General features: G+C 71.0%; 27 protein-coding genes. 12 read left to right on the forward strand and 15 right to left on the reverse strand.

Features of this window, described 5'->3' with window-relative positions; all coding sequences use genetic code 11:
• The first annotated feature begins 35 nt into the window (after nt 1–35).
• A complete protein-coding gene (locus SY84_RS16525; protein WP_157882952.1) occupies nt 36–272 on the forward strand; it encodes a hypothetical protein in 237 nt (78 codons plus the stop codon).
• Nucleotides 273–577: 305 nt separating this feature from the next.
• Here the strand turns inward: SY84_RS16525 and SY84_RS09890 are convergent, their stop codons facing one another.
• Entirely contained in the window at nt 578–1051 is a 474-nt protein-coding gene (locus tag SY84_RS09890) for a GNAT family N-acetyltransferase (protein WP_046843865.1), read from the reverse strand.
• A gap of 86 nt (nt 1052–1137) precedes the next feature.
• On the opposite strand from SY84_RS09890, the gene SY84_RS09895 reads away from it, so the two are divergent.
• The 3 genes from SY84_RS09895 to SY84_RS09905 all read left to right on the forward strand — a co-directional run bounded on the left by SY84_RS09895 (nt 1138) and on the right by SY84_RS09905 (nt 3246).
• A complete protein-coding gene (locus SY84_RS09895; protein ID WP_245621314.1) occupies nt 1138–2040 on the forward strand; it encodes an aminoglycoside phosphotransferase family protein in 903 nt (300 codons plus the stop codon).
• Between the two features lie 61 nt (nt 2041–2101).
• Entirely contained in the window at nt 2102–2824 is a 723-nt protein-coding gene (ubiE, locus tag SY84_RS09900) for a bifunctional demethylmenaquinone methyltransferase/2-methoxy-6-polyprenyl-1,4-benzoquinol methylase UbiE (RefSeq protein ID WP_046843866.1), read from the forward strand.
• 50 nt (nt 2825–2874) lie between these two features.
• Nucleotides 2875–3246, forward strand: a complete 372-nt coding sequence (locus SY84_RS09905) for a hypothetical protein (protein ID WP_157882953.1) — start codon at nt 2875–2877, stop codon at nt 3244–3246.
• Between the two features lie 16 nt (nt 3247–3262).
• On the opposite strand, the gene SY84_RS16920 is transcribed toward SY84_RS09905, so the two are convergent.
• The 5 genes from SY84_RS16920 to SY84_RS09925 form a co-directional block, all read right to left on the reverse strand.
• Nucleotides 3263–3541, reverse strand: a complete 279-nt coding sequence (locus tag SY84_RS16920; RefSeq protein ID WP_245621315.1) for a hypothetical protein — start codon at nt 3539–3541, stop codon at nt 3263–3265.
• Nucleotides 3542–3583: 42 nt separating this feature from the next.
• The gene (locus tag SY84_RS09910; protein ID WP_245621316.1) at nt 3584–5074 is read right to left on the reverse strand and encodes an ATP-binding cassette domain-containing protein; all 1491 of its coding nucleotides are present in this window, start codon (nt 5072–5074) and stop codon (nt 3584–3586) included.
• 67 nt (nt 5075–5141) lie between these two features.
• Entirely contained in the window at nt 5142–5858 is a 717-nt protein-coding gene (locus SY84_RS15920) for a c-type cytochrome (protein ID WP_052751107.1), read from the reverse strand.
• Between the two features lie 75 nt (nt 5859–5933).
• Nucleotides 5934–6305: an MGMT family protein gene (locus tag SY84_RS09920; RefSeq protein ID WP_081424565.1), complete on the reverse strand. Its 372-nt coding sequence runs from the start codon at nt 6303–6305 to the stop codon at nt 5934–5936.
• Nucleotides 6306–6369: 64 nt separating this feature from the next.
• Nucleotides 6370–8118, reverse strand: coding sequence for an N-acetylmuramoyl-L-alanine amidase family protein (locus SY84_RS09925; protein ID WP_046843868.1), 1749 nt, complete (start codon nt 8116–8118; stop codon nt 6370–6372).
• Nucleotides 8119–8339: 221 nt separating this feature from the next.
• Between SY84_RS09925 and SY84_RS09930 the strand changes: the two genes are divergently transcribed.
• Nucleotides 8340–9095: a DsbA family oxidoreductase gene (locus SY84_RS09930; RefSeq protein WP_046843869.1), complete on the forward strand. Its 756-nt coding sequence runs from the start codon at nt 8340–8342 to the stop codon at nt 9093–9095.
• Between the two features lie 64 nt (nt 9096–9159).
• On the opposite strand, the gene ftsH is transcribed toward SY84_RS09930, so the two are convergent.
• A complete protein-coding gene (ftsH, locus tag SY84_RS09935; protein WP_046843870.1) occupies nt 9160–11019 on the reverse strand; it encodes an ATP-dependent zinc metalloprotease FtsH in 1860 nt (619 codons plus the stop codon).
• Between the two features lie 304 nt (nt 11020–11323).
• Here ftsH and SY84_RS09940 point away from each other — a divergent pair, with 304 nt between their 5' ends.
• Nucleotides 11324–12964, forward strand: a complete 1641-nt coding sequence (locus SY84_RS09940; RefSeq protein ID WP_419177418.1) for a copper amine oxidase N-terminal domain-containing protein — start codon at nt 11324–11326, stop codon at nt 12962–12964.
• A gap of 59 nt (nt 12965–13023) precedes the next feature.
• On the opposite strand, the gene SY84_RS09945 is transcribed toward SY84_RS09940, so the two are convergent.
• Both SY84_RS09945 and SY84_RS09950 read right to left on the reverse strand, forming a co-directional pair.
• Nucleotides 13024–13584, reverse strand: coding sequence for a peroxiredoxin (locus SY84_RS09945; RefSeq protein ID WP_046843871.1), 561 nt, complete (start codon nt 13582–13584; stop codon nt 13024–13026).
• Nucleotides 13585–13644: 60 nt separating this feature from the next.
• The gene (locus SY84_RS09950; protein ID WP_046843872.1) at nt 13645–15480 is read right to left on the reverse strand and encodes an acyl-CoA dehydrogenase C-terminal domain-containing protein; all 1836 of its coding nucleotides are present in this window, start codon (nt 15478–15480) and stop codon (nt 13645–13647) included.
• 193 nt (nt 15481–15673) lie between these two features.
• Here SY84_RS09950 and SY84_RS09955 point away from each other — a divergent pair, with 193 nt between their 5' ends.
• The 3 genes from SY84_RS09955 (at nt 15674) to SY84_RS09965 (ending at nt 17343) form a co-directional block, all read left to right on the forward strand.
• Nucleotides 15674–16369, forward strand: a complete 696-nt coding sequence (locus tag SY84_RS09955) for a Crp/Fnr family transcriptional regulator (protein WP_046843873.1) — start codon at nt 15674–15676, stop codon at nt 16367–16369.
• Nucleotides 16370–16439: 70 nt separating this feature from the next.
• Nucleotides 16440–16970 carry a GNAT family N-acetyltransferase gene (locus SY84_RS09960; RefSeq protein ID WP_380081307.1) on the forward strand — a complete coding sequence of 177 codons (531 nt, stop codon included), beginning with the start codon at nt 16440–16442 and terminating at the stop codon, nt 16968–16970.
• A 13-nt stretch (nt 16971–16983) separates the two neighbouring features.
• On the forward strand, nt 16984–17343 hold the full coding sequence (locus SY84_RS09965) for a t-RNA-binding domain-containing protein (protein ID WP_046843875.1): 360 nt from the start codon (nt 16984–16986) through the stop codon (nt 17341–17343).
• Nucleotides 17344–17425: 82 nt separating this feature from the next.
• Here the strand turns inward: SY84_RS09965 and SY84_RS09970 are convergent, their stop codons facing one another.
• The 5 genes from SY84_RS09970 to SY84_RS09990 all read right to left on the reverse strand — a co-directional run bounded on the left by SY84_RS09970 (nt 17426) and on the right by SY84_RS09990 (nt 20104).
• Entirely contained in the window at nt 17426–17779 is a 354-nt protein-coding gene (locus tag SY84_RS09970) for a DUF2089 domain-containing protein (protein WP_046843876.1), read from the reverse strand.
• 24 nt (nt 17780–17803) lie between these two features.
• Entirely contained in the window at nt 17804–18253 is a 450-nt protein-coding gene (tsaE, locus tag SY84_RS09975) for a tRNA (adenosine(37)-N6)-threonylcarbamoyltransferase complex ATPase subunit type 1 TsaE (protein ID WP_046843877.1), read from the reverse strand.
• A 24-nt stretch (nt 18254–18277) separates the two neighbouring features.
• Nucleotides 18278–18799, reverse strand: a complete 522-nt coding sequence (locus SY84_RS09980; protein ID WP_046843878.1) for a DinB family protein — start codon at nt 18797–18799, stop codon at nt 18278–18280.
• Between the two features lie 240 nt (nt 18800–19039).
• Nucleotides 19040–19609 carry a DinB family protein gene (locus tag SY84_RS09985; RefSeq protein ID WP_046843879.1) on the reverse strand — a complete coding sequence of 190 codons (570 nt, stop codon included), beginning with the start codon at nt 19607–19609 and terminating at the stop codon, nt 19040–19042.
• Nucleotides 19610–19612: 3 nt separating this feature from the next.
• A complete protein-coding gene (locus SY84_RS09990; RefSeq protein WP_046843880.1) occupies nt 19613–20104 on the reverse strand; it encodes a DinB family protein in 492 nt (163 codons plus the stop codon).
• 86 nt (nt 20105–20190) lie between these two features.
• Here SY84_RS09990 and SY84_RS09995 point away from each other — a divergent pair, with 86 nt between their 5' ends.
• The 3 genes from SY84_RS09995 to SY84_RS10005 all read left to right on the forward strand — a co-directional run bounded on the left by SY84_RS09995 (nt 20191) and on the right by SY84_RS10005 (nt 23016).
• Nucleotides 20191–21180, forward strand: a complete 990-nt coding sequence (locus tag SY84_RS09995) for a helix-turn-helix transcriptional regulator (RefSeq protein WP_046843881.1) — start codon at nt 20191–20193, stop codon at nt 21178–21180.
• A complete protein-coding gene (locus tag SY84_RS10000; RefSeq protein WP_046843882.1) occupies nt 21177–21635 on the forward strand; it encodes a (4Fe-4S)-binding protein in 459 nt (152 codons plus the stop codon). The genes SY84_RS09995 and SY84_RS10000 overlap by 4 nt, the downstream gene beginning before the upstream one ends.
• Nucleotides 21636–21714: 79 nt before the next feature.
• A complete protein-coding gene (locus SY84_RS10005) occupies nt 21715–23016 on the forward strand; it encodes a thymidine phosphorylase (protein ID WP_046843883.1) in 1302 nt (433 codons plus the stop codon).
• Nucleotides 23017–23097: 81 nt separating this feature from the next.
• On the opposite strand, the gene SY84_RS10010 is transcribed toward SY84_RS10005, so the two are convergent.
• Nucleotides 23098–24375: a type IV pilus twitching motility protein PilT gene (locus SY84_RS10010; RefSeq protein WP_046845121.1), complete on the reverse strand. Its 1278-nt coding sequence runs from the start codon at nt 24373–24375 to the stop codon at nt 23098–23100.
• Nucleotides 24376–24407 lie beyond the last annotated feature (32 nt).

Consider the following 24407-nt stretch of genomic DNA (forward strand, 5'->3'; position numbering starts at 1 on the left):
GCGAAGATCACGTCCACGACACGCTGCAGCGTGTCGTGGCGCAGGAAGGGCACGCAGGCTTTGAAATGGCGGGTGAGTTCAGTACGCTGGAGATCGGCGGGTTCTGGGATGGTCACACACCCAAAACACCGCCGTTTGTCGTGCCGATTCGCGACCGATCATACGTTCAGGAATTTTGCGTCCAGCACAGCCTCAACCTGAAGATGTCCGGCACAGAGACTATCAAGACAACATGGAATGGCTGTTTGCCGGAGAGCGACTGGAGCGGTTGAGAATCAGTTTGACGGGTCTTTCCGGGACACCCGTGAGCTTGGCCAGCTGCAACTTCAGTGGATAGCTGTGCTCTGGCAACGGCCCTACCGGGAGGTTCTTGCGTTGTTCCAGGCAAGTGGAAAGACGTTCCGGTCACTTAAGTACACAGACGGGACGCTCGGCCTGCATTATTTTCGTGCTCCTTCGGCCCTATTGCTCGACTTCGACGCCGAGGGCATATGTGAGCGGTTCACACTCGAATTCGAGGACAGGTTTGGACTACTCAGCGGGATTAGGTCGTTGACCCTGCACGATTAGCTCCCGGCTACCTCAGGTCCTTGCGCATGTTGATGTTGGTGGCGTGGTACCCGAGTTTCTCGTACAGGGCGCGGGCGGCTGTGTTGTGCCCGAAGACGTGCAGGCCGATGCGGGTGGCGCCGCGCGCGGCGGCGTCGGTTTCGAGGAGGGTGAAGGCCTGCGTGGCGTACCCGCGCCTGCGGTACGGTTCGAACACCTCAACCTCGTAGATGAAGGCGGTGGTGGCGAGGGCGGTGCGCTGGAGGGCGTACCAGAGGACGCCGACGTCCGCGTCCTCGTGCGGGTCGTGCAGGATGTACAGGACGTTGTCGGGCGTGTCCGGCCCCTGGGGAAGCAACTCCCGGAATTCGCGTTCGCTGCGCGCCTGGGCCTCGCCGGGGCTCCACTGGCCGCTCCTCACCTTCTCGGCGGCGTACTCGGGAACGGCGCGGGCCAGGAAGCGGGTGAAGGCACCGGCGTCCATCGGTCTGAGGTGCAGCATGAGGGCAGTGTAGGTGGGCGCGGCGGGGCGGGCGATACGCGTTTCAGCGCATGCGGGGCCGGGCCCGGGCGGGTACGGTGGCGGGGATGACGGACGCGCCCCCACCCATGCATGATTCGGAGGTGCGGGTCGACGCCGCGCTCGTGACGCGCCTGCTGGCCAGGCAGTGCCCGCAGTGGGCAGGGCTGCCCGTGACCCTGCTGCGGCACTCCGGGACGGACAACGCGGTGGTGCGGCTGGGGGACGGGCTGGTGGCCCGCCTGCCCCGGATCGGGTGGGCGGCGGCGGACGTGGCGAAGGAGGCCCGCTGGTTGCCGCTGCTGGCGCCGGGGCTGCCGCTGCGGGTGCCGGAGGTGCTGTTCACGGGCGTTCCGGGCGCCGGGTACCCGTTCGGGTGGGGTGTCTACGGCTGGCTGCCGGGTGTGGACGCGGCAGTGGGAACCGTGCGGGACGAGGCGGAACTGGCGCGGGATCTGGCGGCCTTCGTCCGGGCGTTGCAGGCGACGCCGCTTCCGCTCGGGCAGGGGCCGGTGGGGTCGCGTGGCGTGCCGCTGGCGGAGCGGGACGCGGCGACCCGCGACGCCATCCGCGCCTGCGCGCAGCTGGGCTTCCTGGATGAAGGGGCGGCGCTGGCCGTGTGGGAGGACGCCCTGAAGGCCGCGCCCCACGTGGGCCCGCCTGCATGGCTGCACGCCGACCTGAAGCCCGGGAACCTCCTGTCGGACGGCGGGCGGCTGAGTGCCGTGATCGACTGGGGCGGCCTGACGCTGGGCGACCCGGCGGTGGACCTCCAGCCCGCCTGGAATCTGCTGGGGGCGGCGGGCCGCGCGGCCTTCCGGGAGGCGCTGGGCGTGGAGGACGCCGCCTGGGCGCGCGGGCGGGGCTGGGCGCTGAGCGTGTCCGTGATCGCGCTGCCGTACTACCGGCACACCAATCCGGGGCTGGCCGGGGTGTGCCGGGACACCCTGCGCGCCCTGCTGCCGGGCTGAGGCGCGGGACTGCGCGCCGGCTTCCGGTGCGTCCCGGGCCGCGCGCCCTATGATGCGGCTCATGACGAAGCGGCCCGCCGTGGGGGACAAGCAGGACAAGGGCAGTGACGTGCAGGCGATGTTTGCCAGCATCGCGCCCCGTTACGACCTTCTCAACCGCGTGCTGAGCCTCGGGGTGGATAAGGGCTGGCGCCGGGCGGCGGCGCAGGAGGCGCTGGCGCTGAAGCCCGCGCGGGTGCTGGACGTGGCGACGGGCACGGCGGATTTCGCGCTGGAACTCAAGACCCGCGCCCCGCAGGCCGAGGTGATCGGTAGTGACTTCGTGCCGCAGATGCTCGCCATCGGCCGCGAGAAGGCCGCCGCGCGGCACATCGACATCCGCCTGGAGGAAGGGGACGCGTTGAACCTGCCGTACCCGGACGGGAGTTTCGATTCGATCACGTGCGCTTTCGGGTTCCGGAACTTCGCGGATTACGCGCGGGGCCTCGCGGAATTCTGGCGGGTGCTCGCGCCGGGCGGGCGGGCCGTGATCCTGGAGTTCCCCCCGCCCCGTCCGGGCCTGCTGGGCAGCCTGTTCCGGGTGTACTTCCAGCATGTGCTGCCGCGGATCGGTGGGCTGATAAGCGGGAACGCCTCGGCGTACACGTACCTGCCTGAGAGCGTGCTGGCGTTCCCCGAGCCGGAGCGACTGGCGCAGCTGATGCGCGCCACGGGCTTCCGCACCCGCTACCGCCTGCTGACCTTCGGCATCGCCGCCATTCACGTGGGGGACAAGCTGCCGTAAGCCAGGCACATCTGCTCGACTCGCGCGCGTGCGGGGGGCAGCATGGACCCATGCGAGGACGGATGCGGGTGGCGGCCCTGTTGGTGGGCCTGTGGGGTGGCGGGGCGCAGGCCCAGGCCGCCCCGTTCACGGTGGGTATGGTGCGCGTCCCGGAGGGCCTGCGGGTCCACTGGCCGTCCGGGGGTGAGGTGGGGGTGCTGGCCTGCCGGGGCGCGACCCTGAGCCTGCGCCGGGCAGGGACCAGCACGAGCGGTCCGGGCCCACTGCGGGCGCTGCTGTCGGGTTCGCGGCTGATGTTCGGGACGGTCACGACGACCCCGACAACTGCCCTGGCCCCGGACGAGGTGCGGTTCAGCTGCACGCCAGCCTCTCCACTGCCGGACGTGCGGCTGGGCGTGGACGTGAACCTCCGCTGGCGCTGACCTCCCCGTATGACCGTCAGGCCAGGACGGGTTCTGCCTGTTCCTCGTACTGGCGGGCCTGGAGGGCCCACAGGTCGGCGTACTCGCCGCCGCGCGCGAGGAGGGCGGCGTGGGTGCCGTCCTCGATGATCTGCCCGGCCTTCATGACGAGGATCCGGTCGGCCATCAGGACGCTGCCGAGGCGGTGCGTGACGAGCAGCGTGGTGCGGCCGCGCGCCAGGGCGGCGAAGGTGCCGAACACCTCGGCCTCGCTGCGGGGGTCGAGGGCGGCGGTGGGTTCGTCGAGGATCAGCACGCGGGCGCCTTTGTACAGGGCCCGGGCGGTGGCGAGTTTCTGCTACTGGCCGCCGGAGAGGTCCGCGCCGCCGAACGCCTGCCCCAGGCGGGTGTCGAGCGTGCAGCTGTCTGTCAGGACGGTGTTCAGGCCGCTGCCCTGCACGGCGGCGTTCAGGCGCGCGTCGTCCTGCGTCTGCCCCAGGAGGATGTTCTCGCGCAGCGTCCATTCGAAGCGCGCGAAGTCCTGGAAGACGGCGGCGACGCCCGCCCGCCAGTCGTTGAGGTCGAGGTCGCGCAGGTCGGTCTGCTCCGCGCCCGTGCCGATCAGGATGCGCCCGGCGGTGGGGTCGTAGTAGCGCAGAAGCAGTTTGACCAGGGTGCTCTTGCCCGCGCCGTTCTCGCCGACGATGGCGACGGTCTGCCCGGCGGGGATGGTCAGGGTCACGTCCCGCAGCGCGGGTGGCTGGTCGCGGTACGCGAAGCTCACGTTTTTCAGGGTGATGGCGCCGTCTGCGGGCAGCGGGCGCGGCTGCGCGGGGTTCTGCACGCCGCCGGGCGCGTTCAGGAACGCGTCCAGTTTGGCGAACCAGTTCAGGTGCTGCGTGCCGCTGCTGCTCAGTTCGGTCAGGCGGCTCAGTTCCTGTCGCAGGGCGGCCAGCGCCGTGATCACCAGTGCCACGCTGCCCGCCCCGACCCGTCCGGCCTGCGCCTGCGCGACCACGAACGCGAATAGGCCCCCGGTGACCAGCAGCGACAGGGCCTCGAAGGGCAGCAGGGCCAGCAGGCCGCGCGTGCGCTGGGCGCGCAGGGTGTTCTGGTACGCGTGGGTGCGGGTCAGCGCCTCGCGTTGCAGGTGCGGCGCGAGGCCGTACAGCCGGACCTCCTTGGCGTACTCGTGCCGCAGCGCCACGCGCGACAGGTAGTTCACCTCGCGCGCCTCGGGGGTGTTCTGGATGAACAGGCTCCAGCCCAGCCGGTAGAACGCCATCTGCCGGGACAGCAGCGGCAGCAGGCCCGCCACGACCACCAGCGGCACCCACCACCCGACCAGCAGCAGCGTGGCCGCCACGCTGACGGCCGCCACCACGCCGCGCAGCGCGTACACCAGCGTGGACAGCAGGTTCAGCGGGCGGTGACTTGCGCCGCCCTGGAGCACCTCGATGTCGTCGTGGAACTGCGGGTCTTCCAGCACGTCCAGGCCCTGCAATTCGGTCATGCGGCGCATCAGGCGCTGGTTCACGTGCAGGGTGTAGTGGTCGGCGGCGACGCCCTGCATGACCTGCGTGAGGGTCACGGTCACCTGCGTCAGGAGCGCCGCGCCCACCCACGCGACCGCCAGCACCGTCAGGTTCACGCTCTGCCCGGCCAGCAGGCCGCTCACGCCGTCCACGGTCCACTTCCCGATCAGGATGGTCACGGCGGGCAGCGCGCCCTGCGCGGCGCCACTCAGGAACAGACCTGCCGTGATCAGCGGCTGGGCGCGCCACAGGTCCGGCAGGGTCAGGCGCAGGGTGCGCCACAGGTCACGGGCAGGCAGGGAGGCGCTCGTCATGGGAGGCCCGCAGCGTACGGGAACGCACCCGGGGCGTGGGCTGCAGGTGCGCTTGACGGCCGCGTGATCAGTTCAGGGTCTTGATGTATGCGTGCAGGTCAGCCACCTGCGCGTCGCTGATCTGCGCTTCCCCGTAACGGGGCATGGTCGCGGACAGTTCCCGCTCGGGGGTTTTGCCTTCCCGCAGGGTGGTGGCGAACTGCGCCAGCGTCCAGCTCCTGGGTCCGTCGGCGGTCACGAGGCTGGGCCCGATCTGACCCTGACCGTTCGCGCCGTGGCAGCCCGCGCAGTTCCCGGCGAAGACTGTCTGCCCGGCCTGGGCGTCCCCGGCAGCCTCGGTGTCGCCCGCCGCTGTGTCGGGGGTGCCGCCAGCGGCCGCCTCCCCTGCGGCGCTGCTGGCGCCCTCGCCGGCGGCCATGTCACCCGAGTCCGCCTCACCAGACGCACCTTCCCCCGCCGTGCCCCCGCTCGCCATACCTTCTCCGCTGGCCATGCTGTCCTCACCGGTGCCCGTGTCGCTCTTGCCTGCGTCGGCGGGGCCGTTCTCGTTGGCGTTGGCGGGCGCGGTGCTCGCGGGGGTAGCCTCGGCCGGTTTGCCCATCAGTTGCGGCGTGGCGATCAGCAGGCCCACGCCCAGGATCAGGCCCAGCGTGACGCCCAGCCCCCAGGACGCCACGCTGCCCCGCACCCACTGGTCCCGCCGGGGGGCGGCGGGGGCCTCGCCCTGCTGCGGGGTGGGACGCTGCGCGTCACGGCGGGCCGGGGTGGAGTGGGGTACGTTCATGCGCGGAGCATACCGCCCGGTCAGCCGGGCAGAAATCCCGCGCTGCATGAGCGATCCTTCATGCAGCGCGGGGCGTCACAGCAGCGGGGCGGGGGGCGCGGCGCGGTCCTCGTCCGGCCACCACTGCCGCGCGGCGAGGTCGCAGCGGCCGTCCCTGAACTCCACGCCCTCGGCCATCAGCAGGCGTTCCTGCATGTCCCCGAAGCCGACCTTGTGGGTGCTGACGCGGCCCTGCGCGTTGATCACCCGCTGCCACGGCAGATCTGATCCGCCGACCAGCGAGTTCAGCACGAAGCCCGCCTGCCGCGCCGCACCGGGATTCCCGGCCAGCAGGGCCAGCTGTCCGTAGGTCATGACGCGGCCCTCGGGAATGCGGGCCACCAGCGCCAGGACACGCTCGCGGAAGCCGGGGGTCGGGTCGGGGGTGGTCATGCCGGGGCTGGTCATACGCGCATTCTGGCAGGCAGGGGTGCGGCGTGGCAGGGGCAGCGTCTCGTGGTGGGACAGCGGGTCAGCGTTTCGCGGCGGTGGGGGCGGGCTCGGCCGACGCGCCGTCGGCGGTCACGCCATTGACGAGCGCTTCGCGGATACCCTGCGCGATCCCCAGCGCCACGCGGTCGAGATAGTTGCTGTCTTGCAGGTTCTGCCCGTCCACGGGGTGGCTGGCGAAGCCGATCTCGACCAGCGCGGCCGGGACGCGGCTGTTGCGCAGCACGCCCAGGGACTGGCTGTTCTTCAGGCCCTTGTCGAACGCGCCGGTCTGCTGCACCATCTGCGTCTGGAGCAGCGCGGCCAGGGCGCTGCTGCGCGCGTGGTTGGGGTTCCACCACGTCTCGATGCCGTAGCCGCGCAGGGCGACGGCGGCCTCCAGAGCGTTCACGTGGATGCTGACGAACAGCGCGGTGCCCGGCGTGCCCATCGCGGCGCGCAGTTGCAGGTCCGTGGTCTTCACGGAGTGCAGTTCGCGGTCGCTGTCGCGCGTCAGGATGACGTCCACCCCGGCGGCGCTGAGGAGCTCACGGACGCGCAGTGCGACGTCCAGCGTGACCTGCTTCTCGATGACCGCGCCGACCGCGCCGGGGTCTTTGCCGCCGTGACCGGGATCGAGCACCACGCGGGGTTTCACGAGGCTGGTGCTCAGGGCCAGCAGCGCGGTGGGGCGCGCGGCGAACTGCGGGGCGACGGCCTGCACGGTGCGCTGGCTGGCGGTCAGGGGGGTGCGGTCGGCCAGGGCGGGCGACAGGTCCAGGACCAGCCGGGACAGGTCGCCGCTGGCAGGGGGCAGGAGCTGGGCGCGCCAGCCGCTGCGGTCGGTGGTGCGCGCGGCGGTGCTCAGCGTGACGGTGGCGCCCTGCGCGGTGGGGGCGTAGGTCCAGCCGCGCAGTTCGGGGCTGACGCCCGTCGCCTGCTGGGGCGCGGCCGTGACGCCGCTCAGGGTGATGTTCAGCCCGCCGGGGCCGGTGGTGATGCGGTAGCTGCTGCCGGGGGGCAGGTCGAGCACCACGCGGGTCTGCCCGGGGCTCTTGCCGATGCGGGGCGTGCCCAGCGGGGCGGGGCGGGCGGGACCGGGCACGCTGCCCTGCAGGGCGCTGGGCTGCGCGGGGTTGGCGTCCGGCAGGCTGGGGGCGGGCAGGGGGACGCTGCTCCTGACCTGATCGCCGGGGGGGAGGCTGCCGGGCAGCGGGGCGTTCAGGACGGTCTGCGCGGCGGCGCTGGTGGGGGCGCTGGTGCGTACCTGGCCGCGCACGCTGCTGCCTGCGCCGCCGCTGATGCCCGGGCCGAGTTCCAGGATCAGGACGCGCTTGCCGGTGGCGAGGGTGGCCTCGCTGGCGCGCCAGCCGTCGTTGGGGGCCAGGGGGTACGGGGTGATCAGGGTGGCCTGCCCGGCTCCGGCGCGGTACTCGCTGACGCTGGCGCCCAGTTTGGCGCTGATGGCGGGCTGCACGCGCGCGCCCTGCACGTCGAGGCGCAGACCCGCGAAGGTGGGGGTCAGGGCGTAGGTGAGGCCCGCAGGGAGGTCGAACACGACGCGGGTGACGCTGCCCTGGCTGCTCACGCGGGGGTTGCCGAAGGTGGCGGCGCTGTCGGGCGTGGCTGGAACGGTGCCGGGCGTGACGGCGCCGGGGGTCGTGATGGGCGCGAGGCTGGGCAGGTTGATGCCGGGTGCGCCGGGGGTGAAGGGGGTCGCGTTCTGGGCGAGGCTGCCGGTCGCGACCGTGAACAGCAGGCCAGATGAGAGCAGGATGGCTGTTCGCTTCATGTGCCTTTTACTGTACGGGACAGCGGTGAGAACTCCGGGTGGGTCCTCATGGGAGTGTCGTCAGCCAAAAGTGTGATCATGACGGCATTCCGGGACTCTGCCTCTCATGAGTGCTGGCCGCCTGCGCCTCTTTCATGAGGTGCCGGGCGGTGTCCGGTCCGAACCACTGGTGAAGTGTCAGATCAATGGTTTATTTTACAAAGTATGCTAGAATCCAGGGCATGACTCAACTCTTCACCCCCTCCGCCCCGGACCGGCTGCGCGTGGACATCTGGTCGGACGTCGCCTGCCCCTGGTGCTACATCGGCAAACGCCGCTTCGAACAGGCCCTCACGGCCTTCCCCCACCGCGATCAGGTCGAGGTGATCTGGCACGCTTTCGAACTCGACCCCGGCGCGCCCGCAGAGCACCCGCTGACCATGCGCGACGCCCTGGCGAAGAAATACGGCCGCACCGCCGAGGACGCGCAGGGCATGATGGACCACGTCACCCGCACGGCCGCCGGGGAGGGCCTGGAGTACCACTTCGGGCGCGCCCGCCTGGGCAACACCTTCCAGGCGCACCAGCTCATCCACCACGCCGCTCAGCACGGGAAGCAGGACGCCATGAAGGAACGTCTGCTGCGCGCCTACATGAGTGACGGCGACCTCGTCAGCGACCTCGACACCCTGGTGCGCCTCGCGCAGGAGGTCGGCCTGGACGGCGCCGAGGTCCGCGCGGCCCTGCTCGACGGCCGCCACGCCCACGCCGTCCGTCAGGACGAGGCGCAGGCACAGGCGCTGGGCATCAGCGGCGTGCCGTTCTTCGTGCTGGGCGGCAAGTACGGCGTCAGTGGCGCGCAGGACCCCCAGACCCTGCTGGGCGCCCTGAATCAGGTGTGGCAGGAGACCCACCCGGCCCCCCTCCAGATGCTCGGCACCGAGACCCCCGCCGACGGCTGCGAGGACGGTCAGTGCGCCGTGCCCGACCGCGCCTGACCGGAACCCGACACGCACGGAACACGCCCCCGGGCAGTCGCGCCGGGGGCGTGCTCCATGCGGTTCAGGCCGGGTCGGGTGTGAGCTGCCCACTGGGCGCCGGGCCGTCCTCGGGCCGCGGACTGGGCTCGGCGGGCGGCAGGGTGCCTCCCGCCAGCACGGTCTGCAACTCCTCGCCGCTGAGGCTCTCGCGGGCGACCAGTTCGTCGGTCAGGCGGTGCAGGATATGCGCGTGCTCGGTCAGCAGGCCCAGCGCCCGCTCGAACTCCCCGTTCAGGATGCGGCTGACCTCCGCGTCGATCCGTTCGGCGGTGTGGTCGCTGTACACGCCCTGCTGCGGCCCGAACCCCAGGTAACTGCCGCTCTCCTGCGCCAGCGCCAGCTGTCCCACGTCACTCATGCCCCACTCGGTCACCATGCGCCGCGCCAGCCCGGTCGCCTGCTGGAAGTCGTTCGCGGCCCCCGTCGTGACCTGCCCGGTCGCGACCTGCTCGGCGGCGTGCCCGGCCAGCGCCACGCAGATGCGGTCCAGCAACGCCGCCCGCGTGTAGTGCATGCGGTCCTCCGGGGTGTACAGCGCGCTGCCCAGGCTGCGCCCGCGCGGCACGACCGTCAGCTTGTGCGCCTTGTCCGCGTGGGGCAGGAGCTGGGCGGCGAGGGCGTGACCGACCTCGTGGTAGGCGGTGACCTTGCGGTCGGCCTCGCGCACGACCATGCTGCGCCGTTCCGGGCCCATCAGCACCCGGTCACGCGCCTCGTCCACGTCCCGCCCCGTGATCCGGGTCCGCCCCGACCGCGCCGCCAGCAGCGCCGCCTCGTTCAGCAGGTTCTCCAGGTCCGCCCCCACCATCCCGGCCGTGCGCCGCGCGATCACCCCCAGGTCCACGCTGGGGTCCAGGGGTTTCTTGCGCGCGTGAATGCGCAGGATCATCTCGCGGCCCCGCACGTCCGGGGCGTCCACCACGACCTGCCGGTCGAAGCGGCCCGGTCGCAGCAGCGCCGCGTCGAGCACGTCGGGGCGGTTGGTGGCGGCCAGGATGATGACCTCCTGCCCACTGCCGAAGCCGTCCATCTCCACCAGAAGCTGATTTAAAGTCTGTTCGCGTTCGTCGTTGCCGCCCTGCATGTTCATGCCGCGTTTGCGGCCGACGGCGTCGATCTCGTCGATGAAGACGATGCAGGGGGCGTTCTTGCGGGCCTGCTCGAAGAGGTCACGGACGCGGGCGGCGCCGACACCGACGAACATCTCGACGAAGTCGCTGCCGGAGATGCTGAAGTAGGGGACGCGCGCCTCGCCCGCGACTGCTTTGGCCAGCAACGTCTTGCCGGAACCGGGGGGGCCGACGAGGAGGACGCCGTGGGGGATGCGGGCGCCGAGCTGGTGGTAGCGGTCGGGGTGGCGGAGGAAGTCGACGACTTCCTGGAGGTCGGCTTTGGCCTCGTCGCAGCCGGCGACGTCGCCGAAGGTGAGTTTGATCTGACCCTCGCTGATCACCGCCGCCCGTGACCGCCCGAAGGTGCTCGCCGCGTCCGTCCCGCCACCCTGACGGCTGCGCAGCAGCAGCACGATCAGGCCCACGATCAGCGCCAGGGTCAGCAGCAGGCTCAGGGCGCCCAGCACGCTCAGGCGGGGAGGCGCGCCGTACGACACGTTCACGCCGCGCGCCTGCAGGGACTCCAGGTTCAGCAGCGGGTCCGCCGCGAGGGTCCGCGTGCGGTACGGCCCGCTGTCCAGCGCGCCCGTCACGACGGCCGTGCCGTTCTGGTACGTGATCGTCGCGCTCTGCACCTGCCCGCCGTCCAGCGCCCGCGCGAACGCCGTGACGTCCAGCTCGCCGCTCTGCGCGCGCGGCCACAGCACCCACGCCAGCAGGAGTGCCAGCACCGCCCCCCCAGCCACCCACAGCCAAGTTCCGCGCTTCATGCCCCAGTCTAAGCCTCCCGCCGCGCCCCACACTGCGACGCAGCCCGGCATCCGCACCCGCCGGGGGCGCACTTCACGCAGCCCTGATCAACGCGCGCCGGGGCAGACGTCCGTCAGGTTCGCGGGGCATACTCTACCGGTGCTGCCCGCCCGCCCCCCCCACCACCACCGCGCCCGCCGCGCCCGTTTCCGAACGGCGCTGCTCACCAGCCTGAGCCTGCTCACGCCGCCCCTGACGGGCGGCGCGTCCCTGCTGCTGCTGACCGCGCCCGCCGCCCACGCCGCCCAGCCCGCCCTGGGCAGCGTGCAGCTGACCTTCACGGTCGACGACACCGACCTGTACGTGAACGGCGCCCCGCAGCGCTGGCTGAGCCCCCCGCGCAACATCGCCGGGCGCACCATGCTGCCGCTGCGCGAGACGGCCGCGCTGCTCGGCCAGCCCCTCCAGGCCAGCGGCACCCAGGTGCAGCTCGCCCGGCTGAGTCTCGACACCCGCAGGAACACCGCGTCCCTGAGCGGCGCCGCGCAGCCCGCCGGGACGGTCGCCAGCGTGGGGCCCATCACGTACGTCAGCGCCCGCACCCTCGCCGACGCCCTGAACGCCAACCTGACCGGTGACGACACCGGACGCGGCTTCACCCTGACCGCCCTGCGTGACGGCGGGAACCCCATGAGCCCCCAGGCGCGCTTCAGCACCGACAAGAACGTGTACGCGCCCGGCGAGCGGGTCGTGTACACCGAGTACCCCTTCGATCCGGACGGCGCGGACATCACCGCCCGCCGCTGGACGGGTCGGCAGGACGTGTACTTCCAGCCCGGCACGTACACCGTCACCCTGACCGTCACGAACAGCCGCGGCCTGCAGAGCCAGCCGTTCACCCGCACCATCCGCGTGGAGGGCCAGCCGGTCGACACGCCCCTGACGTACGCCCTGAAGTACGGCCAGCCCGGCGACGCCTTCCCGGACCCGCAGATCCTCACCTACCCCGCCGCGCTGATCAGCCCGCAGCCCAGCCCCAGCTACCCGCTGCTGTTCAGTGACAGCCCCGAGGTGCCCGACCAGAGCGGCATCCTGTACCAGGACAGCGTCACCGGCCGCGCCCGCCTGCTCGGGTACCACATGAACGGCCTGACCCGCCCCGCGCGGCTGTACGTCGTCGCCCGGAACCTCGAGAGCCGCCCGGTCGAGGTCCGCAGCGAACGTCTCGGCGAGACCGCCCCCACCCGCATCGAGAGCATCCTGGGTCAGGTGACGCTGCTGGAGTACTTCGCGTCCACCGGCGGCACCACCCTGACCCTCTCGCCCGGGCAGTCGGCCGCCGTGTACGCCAGCCCCACCCTGGGTGTCGGCAGCGGCGTGAACCTCATGCAGGACCTCAGCACCTCCGGCCGCGTGGAACTCACGTTCGTGATGCTCGAGGAGAGCCTGCCGCCCACCCCGCAGGTCATCCAGCAGCTGCCGTACCTGCGCCCCGACGGGCGGCACGTGCGCGGCACCTTCCCGGACGCCGTGCGGACCCTGCGCGTCACGCTGGGGGCCCTGCCCACCCGCCTGATCATCGGGGACGGCCGCGTGGACCCCGCCGTGACCGGCACCGACGCCCTGACCGGCCAGCCCGTGCGCCTGAGCGGCAACTACGGTGTGCTGTACGACCTGGAAGTCAACGGCGCCGCCGGGACCGCCGTGGCCCTCAGCCCCCGCGGCGGCCTGTACCGGGGCGCCATGAACATCCAGGACGGCCCGATCACGCAGACCATCAAGCTGCCCCGCACCGGCAACGCCCTGAAACCCGACGAGCCGGTGCTGCTGTGGCGCGCGCAGAGCGACCGCCTGAACATCGACTTCGTGCCCAGCAGCGGCAGCAACCTGCCCATCAGCCTCGTGTTCTACCGCGCTGGCCGCGTCGGCGCCGAGGGCGGCGTCATCAAGACCTACCGCCCCTGAGCGGGCGGGGGAGAGGGGCGCCTGCGGGAGACTGGGGCGCCCCTCCCGGTTGTATCCGGTCAGGTCGGGTGTGCCGAGAGCCAGTCCAGCACGTCCTGCGCGCTGCGGTCCGGCGGGAACACCGGGTAGAAGACGTGCTCGATCACGCCGTCCCGCACGATCAGCGTCACGCGCCGCAGCAGCTCCTCGCGGCCCGCGTGGAAGGTCGGCAGCCGCAGTTCCTGGCGGACCGCGCCCGCCGCGTCGGACAGCAGCGCGAACGGCAGGTGCAGTCGCGCCGCCGCCTCCCGCTGGTACGCGGTGTCCTGCACGCTCAGGCCGAACACCCGCGCGCCCGCCGCACGCAGCTCCGCGTGATGATCCCGGAACGCGCACGACTGCGGCGTGCAGCCCCGCGCGCCGGGAATCAGGTCCCAGTCCTCCGGCATGGCCTGATCCGGCCGCGCCGTCTTCGGGTACGCGTACACCACCGTCCGCCCCGGCAGGACTGACAGGTCATGGGCCGCGCCGTCCGTGCCGGGCAGCGCGTACGCGGGCCAGCACCGCCCAGGCAGGTGCGCGCACGCGCCGTCGTCGGTGGGCACGGGCAGGTCGGCCGGAAGGATGTGCGGGTCGGTCATGCCCGCGAGCATAGAGGACGCCGCCCCCACTGGTCGGGGGCGGCGTTCAGAGGTGGATGTTTACGCGCCGACGAGCGCTTTTTCCCAGCCGAAGACGGCCTTGTCGTCCACGGCGATGCTCTCGTTGCCGGCCTTGATGGTCGCGGCGAGCGCCTTGGTCTCGGGGAACAGTTTGGCGAAGTAGAACTTCGCGGTCTGCACCTTGCTGAGGTAGAAGCCGTCCCTGTCCTGCCCGGCGTCGATCCTGTCCTGGGCGACCTTGGCCATGCGGGCCCACAGGTAGCCGTACACGACGTGCCCGAAGTAGCGCAGGTAGTCCACGGCGGCGGCGTTGACCTCGTCGGCGCCGCCTTCCTGCATGGCCTTCTGGCCGATGACCATGGTGAGGCTGCCGAGCTGCTGCGCGGCCTTGCCGAGCTGGTTCACGTAGTCGCCGATGTGCTCGTCGCCTTCGTGTTCCTCGGCGAATTCCTGCAGGGTCGCGGCGAGTTTCTGGAGTTTCTTGCCGCCGTCCATCAGGACCTTGCGGCCCAGCAGGTCGAGCGCCTGGATGCCGTTGGTGCCCTCGTAGATCTGGCCGATGCGGGCGTCACGGACGAACTGCTCCATGCCCCATTCCTTGATGAAGCCGTGGCCGCCGTACACCTGCTGGCTCTGCACAGCGATGTTGAAGCCGTTGTCGGTCATGAAGGCCTTGGCGATGGGGGTCAGCAGCGCGACCAGGTCGGCGGCTTCCTTGCGGGCCTTCTCGTCGGTGTGGTGGTGTTCCACGTCGAGGCTCAGGGCCAGCCACATGGCCAGGGCGCGCCCGGCCTCGGTGTAGGCCTTGCCGGTCAGGAGCATGCGGCGCACGTCGGGGTGCACGATGATCGGGTCGGCCTGCTCGCCGGGGTTCACGCGGGGTTCGTGGCGCATCTGGGTGCGGTCCTTGGCGTAGGTCAGGGCGTTCTGGTACGCGACTTCCCCGAGGCCCAGGCCCTGCAGGCCGGTGCCGAGGCGGGCGGCGTTCATCATGATGAACATGTGGTTCATGCCCTTGTTGATCTCGCCGACCAGCCAGCCCCTGGCGCCGTCGAAGTTCAGCACGGCGGTGGCGTTGCCGTTGATGCCCATCTTGTGTTCGAGGCTGCCGCAGATCACGCCGTTGCGCTCGCCGGGCGTGCCGTCAGCGGTGGGGATGTACTTGGGCACGAGGAACAGGCTGATGCCCTTGGTGCCCTGGGGGCTGCCGTCCAGGCGGGCCAGCACGAGGTGCAGGATGTTGTCGGCCATGTCGTGCTCGCCGGCGCTGATGAAGATCTTCGTGCCGGTGATGGCGTAGGTGCCGTCGCCGTTGTCGCTGGCCTTCGTGCGGATGATGCCCAGGTCGGTGCCGGCGTGGGGTTCGGTGAGGCACATGGTGCCGGTCCACTCGCCGGACACCAGCTTGGGCAGGTACAGGTCCTTGAGTTCCTGGCTGCCGACGGCGTGCAGGGCGCTGTACGCGCCGTGCGAGAGGCCGGGGTACATGCTCCAGGCGACGTTGGCGCTGTTCATCATCTCGACCAGCACGTTGCTGATCAGGTGGGGCATGCCCTGACCGCCGAACGCGGGGTCGGCGTCCAGCGCGGGCCAGCCGGCGTCGCGGTACTTCTTGTACGCCGCCTTGAAACCGGTGGGGGTGGTGACCTCGCCGTCGTCGTGGCGCACGCAGCCTTCGCGGTCACCGACGACGTTCAGGGGCACCAGTTCGGTTTCCACGAAGCGGGCGGCCTCGTCGAGGACCTGTTCCAGAAGGTCCTGGTCGGCGGTCTCGTTCTGGGCGTAGTAGGGCATCTTCCCGAGTTGCTCGGGAGCGCCGAGGAGTTCGTTCATCAGGAACTTGATGTCGCGCAGGGGGGCCTTGTAGGTGGGCATTCTGTGTCCTCCTTGGTGGGGGTTCGTCCGCTGGTGGACACAACCCGGCACTGTTAGTTGAACCGAGTATAAAACTTCCTGGGGCGAATGTCATGTGTGGAACATCTCCATTCCCGCCCCGCACCCCGCCCCCTGGGGGCAGACGCGCCGCACACCGCCCCCACGCGACTTTTCGGGTATGGTGTGAAGAATCATGAACTACCCAAGCCTGGTCTGGCACCTCAAGCGAACGGAGCTCTTCGCCGACCTTGAACTTGCCGAACTGGAACGGGTAGCGGCCACCACGCCCTACCGCTCCTACCAGCCCGGCGAGGTCATCTACCGCATGGACGACCCCGCCGACGCCCTGTACTTCGTGCGCAGCGGCCTCGTCAAGATCAGCAAGCTCTTCCCCAACGGCAAGGAAGCCATCCTGGGCGTCATCGGGCAGCACGACACCTTCGGCGAGCTGCTGCTGCAACCCGAGGAGCGCCGCCCCACCCAGGCCGAGGCCCTGGAACGCACCACCCTGATCGTCCTGCCCCGCGTGGAACTCCAGAAACTCCTGGCCACCAAGCCCGAACTGGCCATGAAACTCATCCGCCTGATGGCCGCCCGCCTGTTCGAGGCGCAGTCCTGGACCGCCACCGTCAGCGCCTACAGCGCCCCCGAACGCGTCGCCAGCCTGCTGTACCGCCTGGCGCGGGAATTCGGCCGCCCGCACAACCAGGGCGTCGAACTGAACCTGAAACTGAACCAGGAAGACATCGCCCGCATGGTCGGCGCCACCCGCGAGACCGTCAGCCACAGCCTGGGCAAACTGAAGCAGGAAGGCGCGATCGTCCGCGCCCGCACGCCCATCATCGTGCGCATGGACGCCCTGAAGCAGTACATCGAACAGGGCAACTGAGCCGGGTTCGCCTGTCTGCTGCATCTGCGCCGCCTTCCGGGGCGGCGCGCGCTTATGCTGCCGTATGTCCGTGACCCGCGCTCCCCTGATCCGCGCCGCCACGCCCGCCGACGCCCCCGGCATCGCCGCCGTGCATGTCCAGAGCTGGCGGGATACGTACGCGGGCCTGATTCCCGACGATGTCCTGGCCCGCATGACCAGCCCCGAGATGCAGGCCCGGCGCGAGGCGTTCTGGACGGGCAACACCGGGGCTGGGCAGGACGCCGTGTTCGTCGCCGAGGACGCCGGGCAGATCGTGGCCTTCGCCTCCGCCGGACCGCCACGCGACCATCCGGGCTTCGACGCGGAACTCTTCACGCTATACAGCCTGAAAGCCGCTCAGGGCGCAGGTCTCGGGCGCGACCTGCTGCGTCAGGCGGCGCAGGCCATGCAGGCACGTGGCGCGGCCAGCCTCGCCCTGTGGGTGCTGGACACCAACCCCACCCGCCACTGGTACGCCCGCCAGGGCGCCCACGAGTGCGGCGAGAAACAGGACGGCGCCCTGCGCGAGCTCCGCATGGGCTGGTCAGACCTCGGCGCCCTCGCCACCCCGCGCGCGTGACAGGCTCAGGCGCATGGCGACCGACCTCAAACCCACCGTCAGCCCGGCCCAGAGCCTCGACCTGCTCGACATCCGCCTGGGCCGCGTCCTGAACGCCGAACCCGCCCCCGGCACCCCCAAGCCCGCCTACCGCCTGACGGTCGACTTCGGGAAGTTCGGCACGCGCGTCAGCGTGGGGCGCTTCACCGGGCACACCCCGCAGGCGCTGATCGGCGCGCAGGTGCTGGGCGTCCTGAACTTCGAGCCCCGTCCCGTCGGGGACAGCGTGTCCGAGGTGCTGATCCTGGGCGTGCAGCTGCCCGGCGCGCCCAGCGGCGACGCCACCCCCCTGGTCCCGCTGCACGCGGCGAAACTGGGCAGCAAGGTCTTCTGACAGCGGATTCCAGTTCCACCATGGGGCCAACACCACGCCCTTCAATACTCCTGAATTCTGCTGTGACTGGAGGCTACGACCGTCAGCGGCGCAGTTTGCGGGCCGCCTCGTCCGGGGTGATCTCGCCGCGTTCCAGGCTGGCGAGCACCTCGGCCTGCGGGTCGGCCTGCTCGGGTTCGTAGCCGATGGCGCGCAGCAGCGTGTCGAAGCGCGCCCGCACCGTGGGGTAGCTGATGCCCAGGACCCGCTCGACCTCCTTCAGGTTGCCGCGCACGCGGATGTACAGGCGCAGGAACTCCAGGTTCTCCGGGGTCAGCACCGCGAACTCGTTCAGTTCGAACACGCCGCGCACCGTCACGCCACTGGTCGGGAAGCGCAGCTCGGTCACCAGCGGGGACTCGGTCTCGTCGGGAAAGGGGAGGGGCAGGGGCCGCATCCTCCCACTGTACGCCCCACCTGATCAGCGCAGCCGGGTCACGAGGCGCATTTCCGGGTCCGGCTGGTGTTCCAGGCGCAGGATGGGCGCGTCCGGGTACTCGGCGTACAGGCCCTCGCCCCACTCGATCACGCTGACGCGACTGCCGCGCACGAGTTCATCGAGGTCCATCTCGAAGAGTTCCTGCACGTCCCGCACGCGGTAGGCGTCCACGTGCAGCACCTGCCCGCCCGGCGCGGGGTACACGTTCATCAGCGCGTACGTGGGACTCGTGACCGGCTCGGTGAAGCCGTGCGCGCCCACCAGCCCCTGCGTGAGGCTGGTCTTCCCGGCGCCCAGCTCGCCTTCCAGGAACAGCACGCTCCCGGCCGGGAGGGCCCCGGCCAGCGCCGCGCCGAGGGCGTGCTGCTCGTGCAGGCCGCGCAGGACGCGGGACTCGCCGGGGCTCAGGGGCAGGGGAGGGGTGACGCTCATGCGCTCCAGTATCGCGCTGGGCGCCTACTCGCGCCAGATCGCCCAGTGGTTGTCCAGTGCGTCCATCTGCTCGGGCGTGCGGCCCCCCTGGCGGATCAGGCTCAGGACCTGCCCGCGGTGGTGGCTGTCGTGCACGATGGTGTGCATCAGGAAGTGCGCCGGGTCGCTCTGGTACGTGCCCTCGCCCCACGGGTCGGCGAAGGGCTCGCCGGACGCGCGGTGCGCCTCCACGGCAGCAATCGCGGCGGCGTCCCCGGCGGCCAGGGCCTCCGGCAGGCTGGCAGCGGGGGCGTTCGCCCAGCGCCACTGCGGGTCGCCGTCGGCGTCCAGTTCGTCGGGGTTGAGCAGGGGCATGGCGTGGTCGCGGCTCATGTTCCACAGCCAGCCCACCCGGAAGCCCGCCATGTGCCGCAGGTGCCGCTCGACCGTCCACCCGCCGCGCCCGTCGGTCAGGGAGAATTCTTCGGGCGTCAGGGCGGCGGTCAGGGTGTCGTTCACGCGGGCGTTGCGGCGGAAGGCCTCGAGCAGCAGGGTCAGGTCGGTCATGGGGTCTCCAGGGGTCATACGGACTCGGATGGAACGGCTTGCCAAAACCGTTCCATCCGGGCGCATGCGAGAACGAGAGAAGCGGCGTCCGGGCGTGGAGTTGGCAACCTGGTGAAGTTCCGGGTGGTCAACGAAACAGGCGGACGCCGTATCACGGCAGCTGGCAGCGGATGCGAGTCGCGGGACGCTGCGGCGCGGGGCGGGCCGGGGGTGGCGTGGAGCTCGGGGGGGCGGCAGGGATCATGGGTCCTCCGGGGGTGGGTTCACGACGGGGGCGGCCGACGGTCCGGTCTCCAGCGCGGGCAGGTAGAACAGCAGGTCCAGCTGCGGGGACCTCACGCCCTGGGTGCGCAGCAGCGCGGCGATCTGCGCGGTGTGGCGGACCTCGTGGAGCAGGACGTGCCAGATCAGGCCGCTCAGCGTGAACTGACGGTGCCCCTCGGGCCAGTCGTCCAGCGTGACCGTGCGCTCCAGGTCGGCCGCCGTCAGGGCGTGCAGGTACGCGCGGGTGTCCGCCTCGACCGCCTGCCAGTACGCGGCGATGGCGTCCAGGCCGAGGGCCGTGCCGGGCCCGGAGGCGCCCGCCTGAATGTCCGGGAAGTGGTCCTGCACCATCGGGAGGCCCTGGAAGTCCCCGTGGATCCAGCCGTCCTCGACCTCGGCCGCGTGGACCAGCAGGTCGAGGATCGAATGGAACCGCTCGCCGCGCAGCAGTGGCGCCCGGAGCACGTCGTCCGGCGTGGCGCGCAGCGTGCCCAGCAGGTCGCGCCGCGCCCGGGTCAGGTGGCTGTACAGCGTGGCGGGGTTCACGGCTCAGCGCTCGTAGAAGGCGGGAGGTTCGATGCCCAGCGCGCGCAGGTAGACGTACCCCTGGGCGCGGTGGTGGATCTCGTTATCCACGGCGTAGATCGCGGCGACCCAGCCGGGCATCTCGCCCCACGGCAGGGCGTGCATGCCGCTGAAGAAGGCCGGGTCGGTGTGGGGGCCGTGTTCGGCCAGTTCGGCGCTCACCGCGTCCCAGGCGGCCAGCAGGCTGGCGCGGTCGGTGGGTCCGGCACTCCAGTCGGGTTCGGGCCACTCGCCGCTGCGCATGGCGGTGACGGTCATGGCGTCCACGAGGTGGATCTCGGCGGCCTGCGCGCCGAAAGGCCGCATCCCGCCCAGGTTGAAGCTGAACAGCTGATCGTCGGGGAAGGTCTCGATGACGCGGCGGGTCAGGGCGCGGTGCCCCTGCCAGTGCGTGACGAAGTCGGGAATGGACAGGGCGGGGGACAGGGCAGCGGCGGACACGGCGGGTGCGGTCATGGTGGAACCTCCTGGGGTTGAATCTGCCCCCAGCATAATCCGGATTCCCGTCAGAACGTGACGTCTATTCCGATTAGACTTGGGGCATGTACGACCCGAGCATGCGGGTGCTGACCGTGCTGGAACTCCTCCAGGCGCACGAGGAGGTCAGCGGCGCCGACCTGGCCCGCCGCCTGGAGGTCAGTCCACGCACCGTGCAGCGTTACGTCGCCCGCCTTCAGGACCTCGGGATTCCCGTCGAGGGCCGCCGGGGCGTGGGCGGCGCGTACCGCCTGAAGGCGGGCTTCCGCCTGCCGCCCCTGATGTTCACGCCCGAGGAGGCGCTGGCCGCCGCGCTGGGCCTGCGGACCCTGCGGCACCTGGGCCTGCACGCGCTGGCCCCCGCCGCCGAGGCCGCCAGCGCCAAGCTGTCACGCAGCCTCCCGCACGATCTGCGTGCCGACATGCTCGCCCTGGAGGGCAGCGTGCAGTTCGACACCGGCCCCTGGGTGGCGCCCACCGACGCGCACCTGCTGGCCGCGCTGCTGCGCGCCGTGCGGGACGCCTGCACCGTGACCTTCACGTACGCCGCCCCCGACGCGCCCGAGACGCGCCGTGACGCCGACGTGCACCGCGTGGTGCACCTGGAAGGCCGCTGGTACGCGGTTGCGCACTGCCACCTGCGGGGTGCCCGGCGCTCGTTCCGGCTGGACCGCATGAGCGCCCTGACCGTGCAGGACCATCGCTTCACTCCCGAACCGGATTTCGACGCCGCCGCGTACCTGCGCGCCACGCTGCGCGCCCCGAAACCCACCTACCAGATCAGCGTGTGGCTCGACTGCCCCCCGGAGGACCTGCGCGGACGGGTGTCCACCTGGGGCACCGACCTGCGGCCCGACGCTCAGGGTACGCGCCTGACCACCACCCGCGAGGGCCTGGGCAGCTTCGCGGCATTCCTGCTGGGCCTGGACTGCGACTTCCGCGTGGACCACCCGCCCGAACTGCGCGCCGAGTTTGCCCGGCTGGCTGCCCGCTGCGCCGCCCACGCCGGCACGGCACCGTCCGGTCCCGCCAGCGCTGCGTACACTGGGGCATGACCACGCCCACCACCGAGGACCTCGCGCAGGGGAAGGCGTACACGGCACCGGGCATCACGGTGTACTACGATGCGCGCCGCTGCCTGCACGTCGCCAGCTGCGTGCGCGGCCTGCCCGGCGTATTCGACCCGCAGGCCCGCCCGTGGATCAGGCCCGCTCACGCCGGAGCCGAGGCGGTCGCGGCGGTCGTCCGCACCTGCCCCACCGGGGCGCTGCACTACGTTCTGGACGGACAGGAGACCGAGATGCCCGACGAGATCACCACCATCACCCCCAGCCCCGACGGCCCGCTGATGATCCGGGGCAACCTCGTGATCGACACGCCCGCCGGTGAGAAGAGGGACGTCCGCGCCGCGCTGTGCCGCTGCGGCCAGAGCGGCAACAAACCCTACTGCGACGGCACGCACAAGACCGTCGGCTGGACGAGCGGCGAGGAGACCGGTCAGGCCGGCTGAGCGCGGCCGGACTCAGGAACTCGTTCCAGCGCGGCGCCGCGCCGGGACAGATTTCCGCCCCTGGGCCGTACACTGGCCTATGACCGCGATCATTCCCGACCTGATCCGCAAGAAACGCGACGGCCTAGAGCACACCCGCGAGGAACTCGAGACCCTGGTGCTGGGGTACACGCGCGGCGACGTGCCCGACTACCAGATGAGCGCGTGGCTGATGGCCGTGTTCCTGCGCGGCATGGCCGAACAGGAAACCGCCGACCTGACCATGGTCATGGCCGAGAGCGGCGACCTGATGAACCTCGGCGACCTGCCCCGCACGGTGGACAAGCACTCCACGGGCGGCGTGGGCGACAAGACCAGCCTGATCCTGACGCCCATGCTGGCCGCGCTGGGGCAGACCGTCGCCAAGATGAGCGGGCGCGGCCTGGCCCACACCGGCGGCACCATCGACAAACTGGAGAGCATCCCCGGCTGGACCAGCGAGCTGGAAGAGGAGCAGTTCCTGACCCAGGCGCGCGAGATCGGCCTCGCGCTGGTCGGCCAGAGCAGGGACCTCGCCCCGGCGGACGGGAAACTGTACGCGCTGCGGGACGTGACCGCCACCGTGGACTGCCTGCCGCTGATCGCCAGCTCCATCATGAGCAAGAAACTCGCGTCCGGCGCGCATACCGTTGTGCTGGACGTCAAGGTGGGTGCCGGGGCGTTCATGCGCACCCTGGACGCCGGGCGCGGCCTGGCCCGCGCGATGGTGGACATCGGCACCCGCGCCGGGCGGCAGGTGCGCGCCGTGCTGACCGACATGGACACCCCGCTGGGCCACATGGCCGGCAACAGCCTGGAAGTTCTGGAGGCCCTGGCGACCCTGCGTGGCGAGGGACCCACCGACCTGACCGAACTGTGCGTCGCGCTGGCCGTCGAGGCCCTGGCCGCGCAGGGTGAGGACGAAACGGCTGCCGAGGCCCGCGCGCGCGCCACCCTGCAAGACGGCAGCGCCCTGGCGAAGTTCCGGGCGTTCATCGCCGCGCAGGGCGGCGACGCCACCTACGTGGACGACGTGAGCAAATTCGACGTGGCCCCCGGGCGCGCCGACGTGACCGCCCCCGAATCCGGCTTCGTGGCGGGCATCGATGCCCTCAGCGTCGGCCGCGCGGTGCTCGTGCTGGGCGGCGGCCGCGAACGCAAGGGCGAGGCCATCGACCACGGCGTGGGCGTGGAACTCCTGCGTAAACCCGGCGAGGCCGTCCGGGCGGGCGAACCCGTCCTGCGCATCTACCACAGAGGCGGCCGCGGCCTCGACGCCGCCACCCGCCTCCTCACGGAGGGCCTGACCCTGGGCGCCCAGGCCCCCGCGCCCGAGCCGCTGATCCTCGACCGCGTGTTTTAAGAGGTTGATAGTTGAAAGTTGATGGTTGATGGAAGGGCTGCCCCCCTCTATCGACCATCAACTTTCACCCATCAACGCCTTTTAGCGCCTGCCGTACCCGCTCCCGCCGGGGTTCGTTTCGGGCGTGCTGGTGGTGCGGGCGTCCCCGCTGCCGTTCCCACGGCCGAAGTCGTTGCGGCCCGACGCGTAGCCGCCCTGGGCGGGGGTGACGGTCGCGCCGAAGCCCTGCACGGGCGCCTGCCCGTACCCGGCGGGCATGCTGGCCGCGCCGCCCGCCGTGGCGATGCTGGGGTCGTTGGCGAGTCGGGCGAATTCCTTGCTGTCCACGGCGCGCTCGACGCCGGTGTCGAAGGAGATCACGCGGCGGCGGTACAGGTTCGCCAGGAAGGCGTCCATGGTGACCATGCCCTCGCGCGCGCCGGTCTGCATGACGCTGGTGATCTGGTACGTCTTGCCCTCGCGGATCAGGGCGCGCACGGCCGGGTTGGCGATCAGCAGTTCGTACGCCAGGATGCGGCCCTGCCCGTCCAGGCGCGGCAGCAGCTGCTGCGTCATGACCGCCACGAGGTTGTTCGCGAGCTGCACGCGGATCTGCTCCTGCTGCTCCTCGGGGAACACGTCCACGATACGGTCGATGGATTCCGGCGCGGAGTTCGTGTGCAGGGTGCCCATCACGAGGTGCCCGGTTTCGGCGGCGGTCACGGCGGCCTTGATGGTCTCGTAGTCGCGCATTTCGCCCACGAGGATCACGTCGGGCGCCTGGCGCAGCACGGCGCGCAGCGCGTCGTTGAAGCTCATGGTGTCCGCGCCGACCTCACGCTGGTTGATGATCGACTGCTTGTGCGTGTGCATGAACTCGATGGGGTCCTCGATGGTCATGATGTGCAGCCGCTTGGTGGTGTTGATGTGGTCGATCATCGCCGCGAGCGTCGTGGACTTGCCCGAGCCGGTCGGGCCGGTCACGAGCACCAGTCCGCGCGGGGCGTTGGCGATCTCGATGACGTTGGCGGGGAGGCCCATCTCCTGCGCGCTCTTGATCTTCGTGGGAATCAGTCGCAGCACGCCGCCCACGTTGCCGCGCTGCATGAACGCGTTCACGCGGAAGCGGGCCTTCTCGCCCAGCGCGAACGAGAAGTCCAGCTCGCGGCGTTCCTCGAAGGTCCGCTGCTGCTTCTCGTTCATCATGGAGTACATCAGTTTGCGGGTGTCGGTCGGGGCGAGTTCCGCGAAGCCCTGCGAGTCGTACACGCCCTGCAGCTTGAACTGCGGGGACAGCCCGACGGTGATGATCACGTCGGAGGCGCCCTTGTCGGCGGCGAAACGCAGGATGTCGGTGATGTCGGCAGCAGGCTGGGTCATACGGGTCACCTCGGGGGTGGAAAGGGGGAAGC

It is taken from the genome of Deinococcus soli (ex Cha et al. 2016), assembly GCF_001007995.1.
Classification (GTDB): domain Bacteria; phylum Deinococcota; class Deinococci; order Deinococcales; family Deinococcaceae; genus Deinococcus; species Deinococcus soli.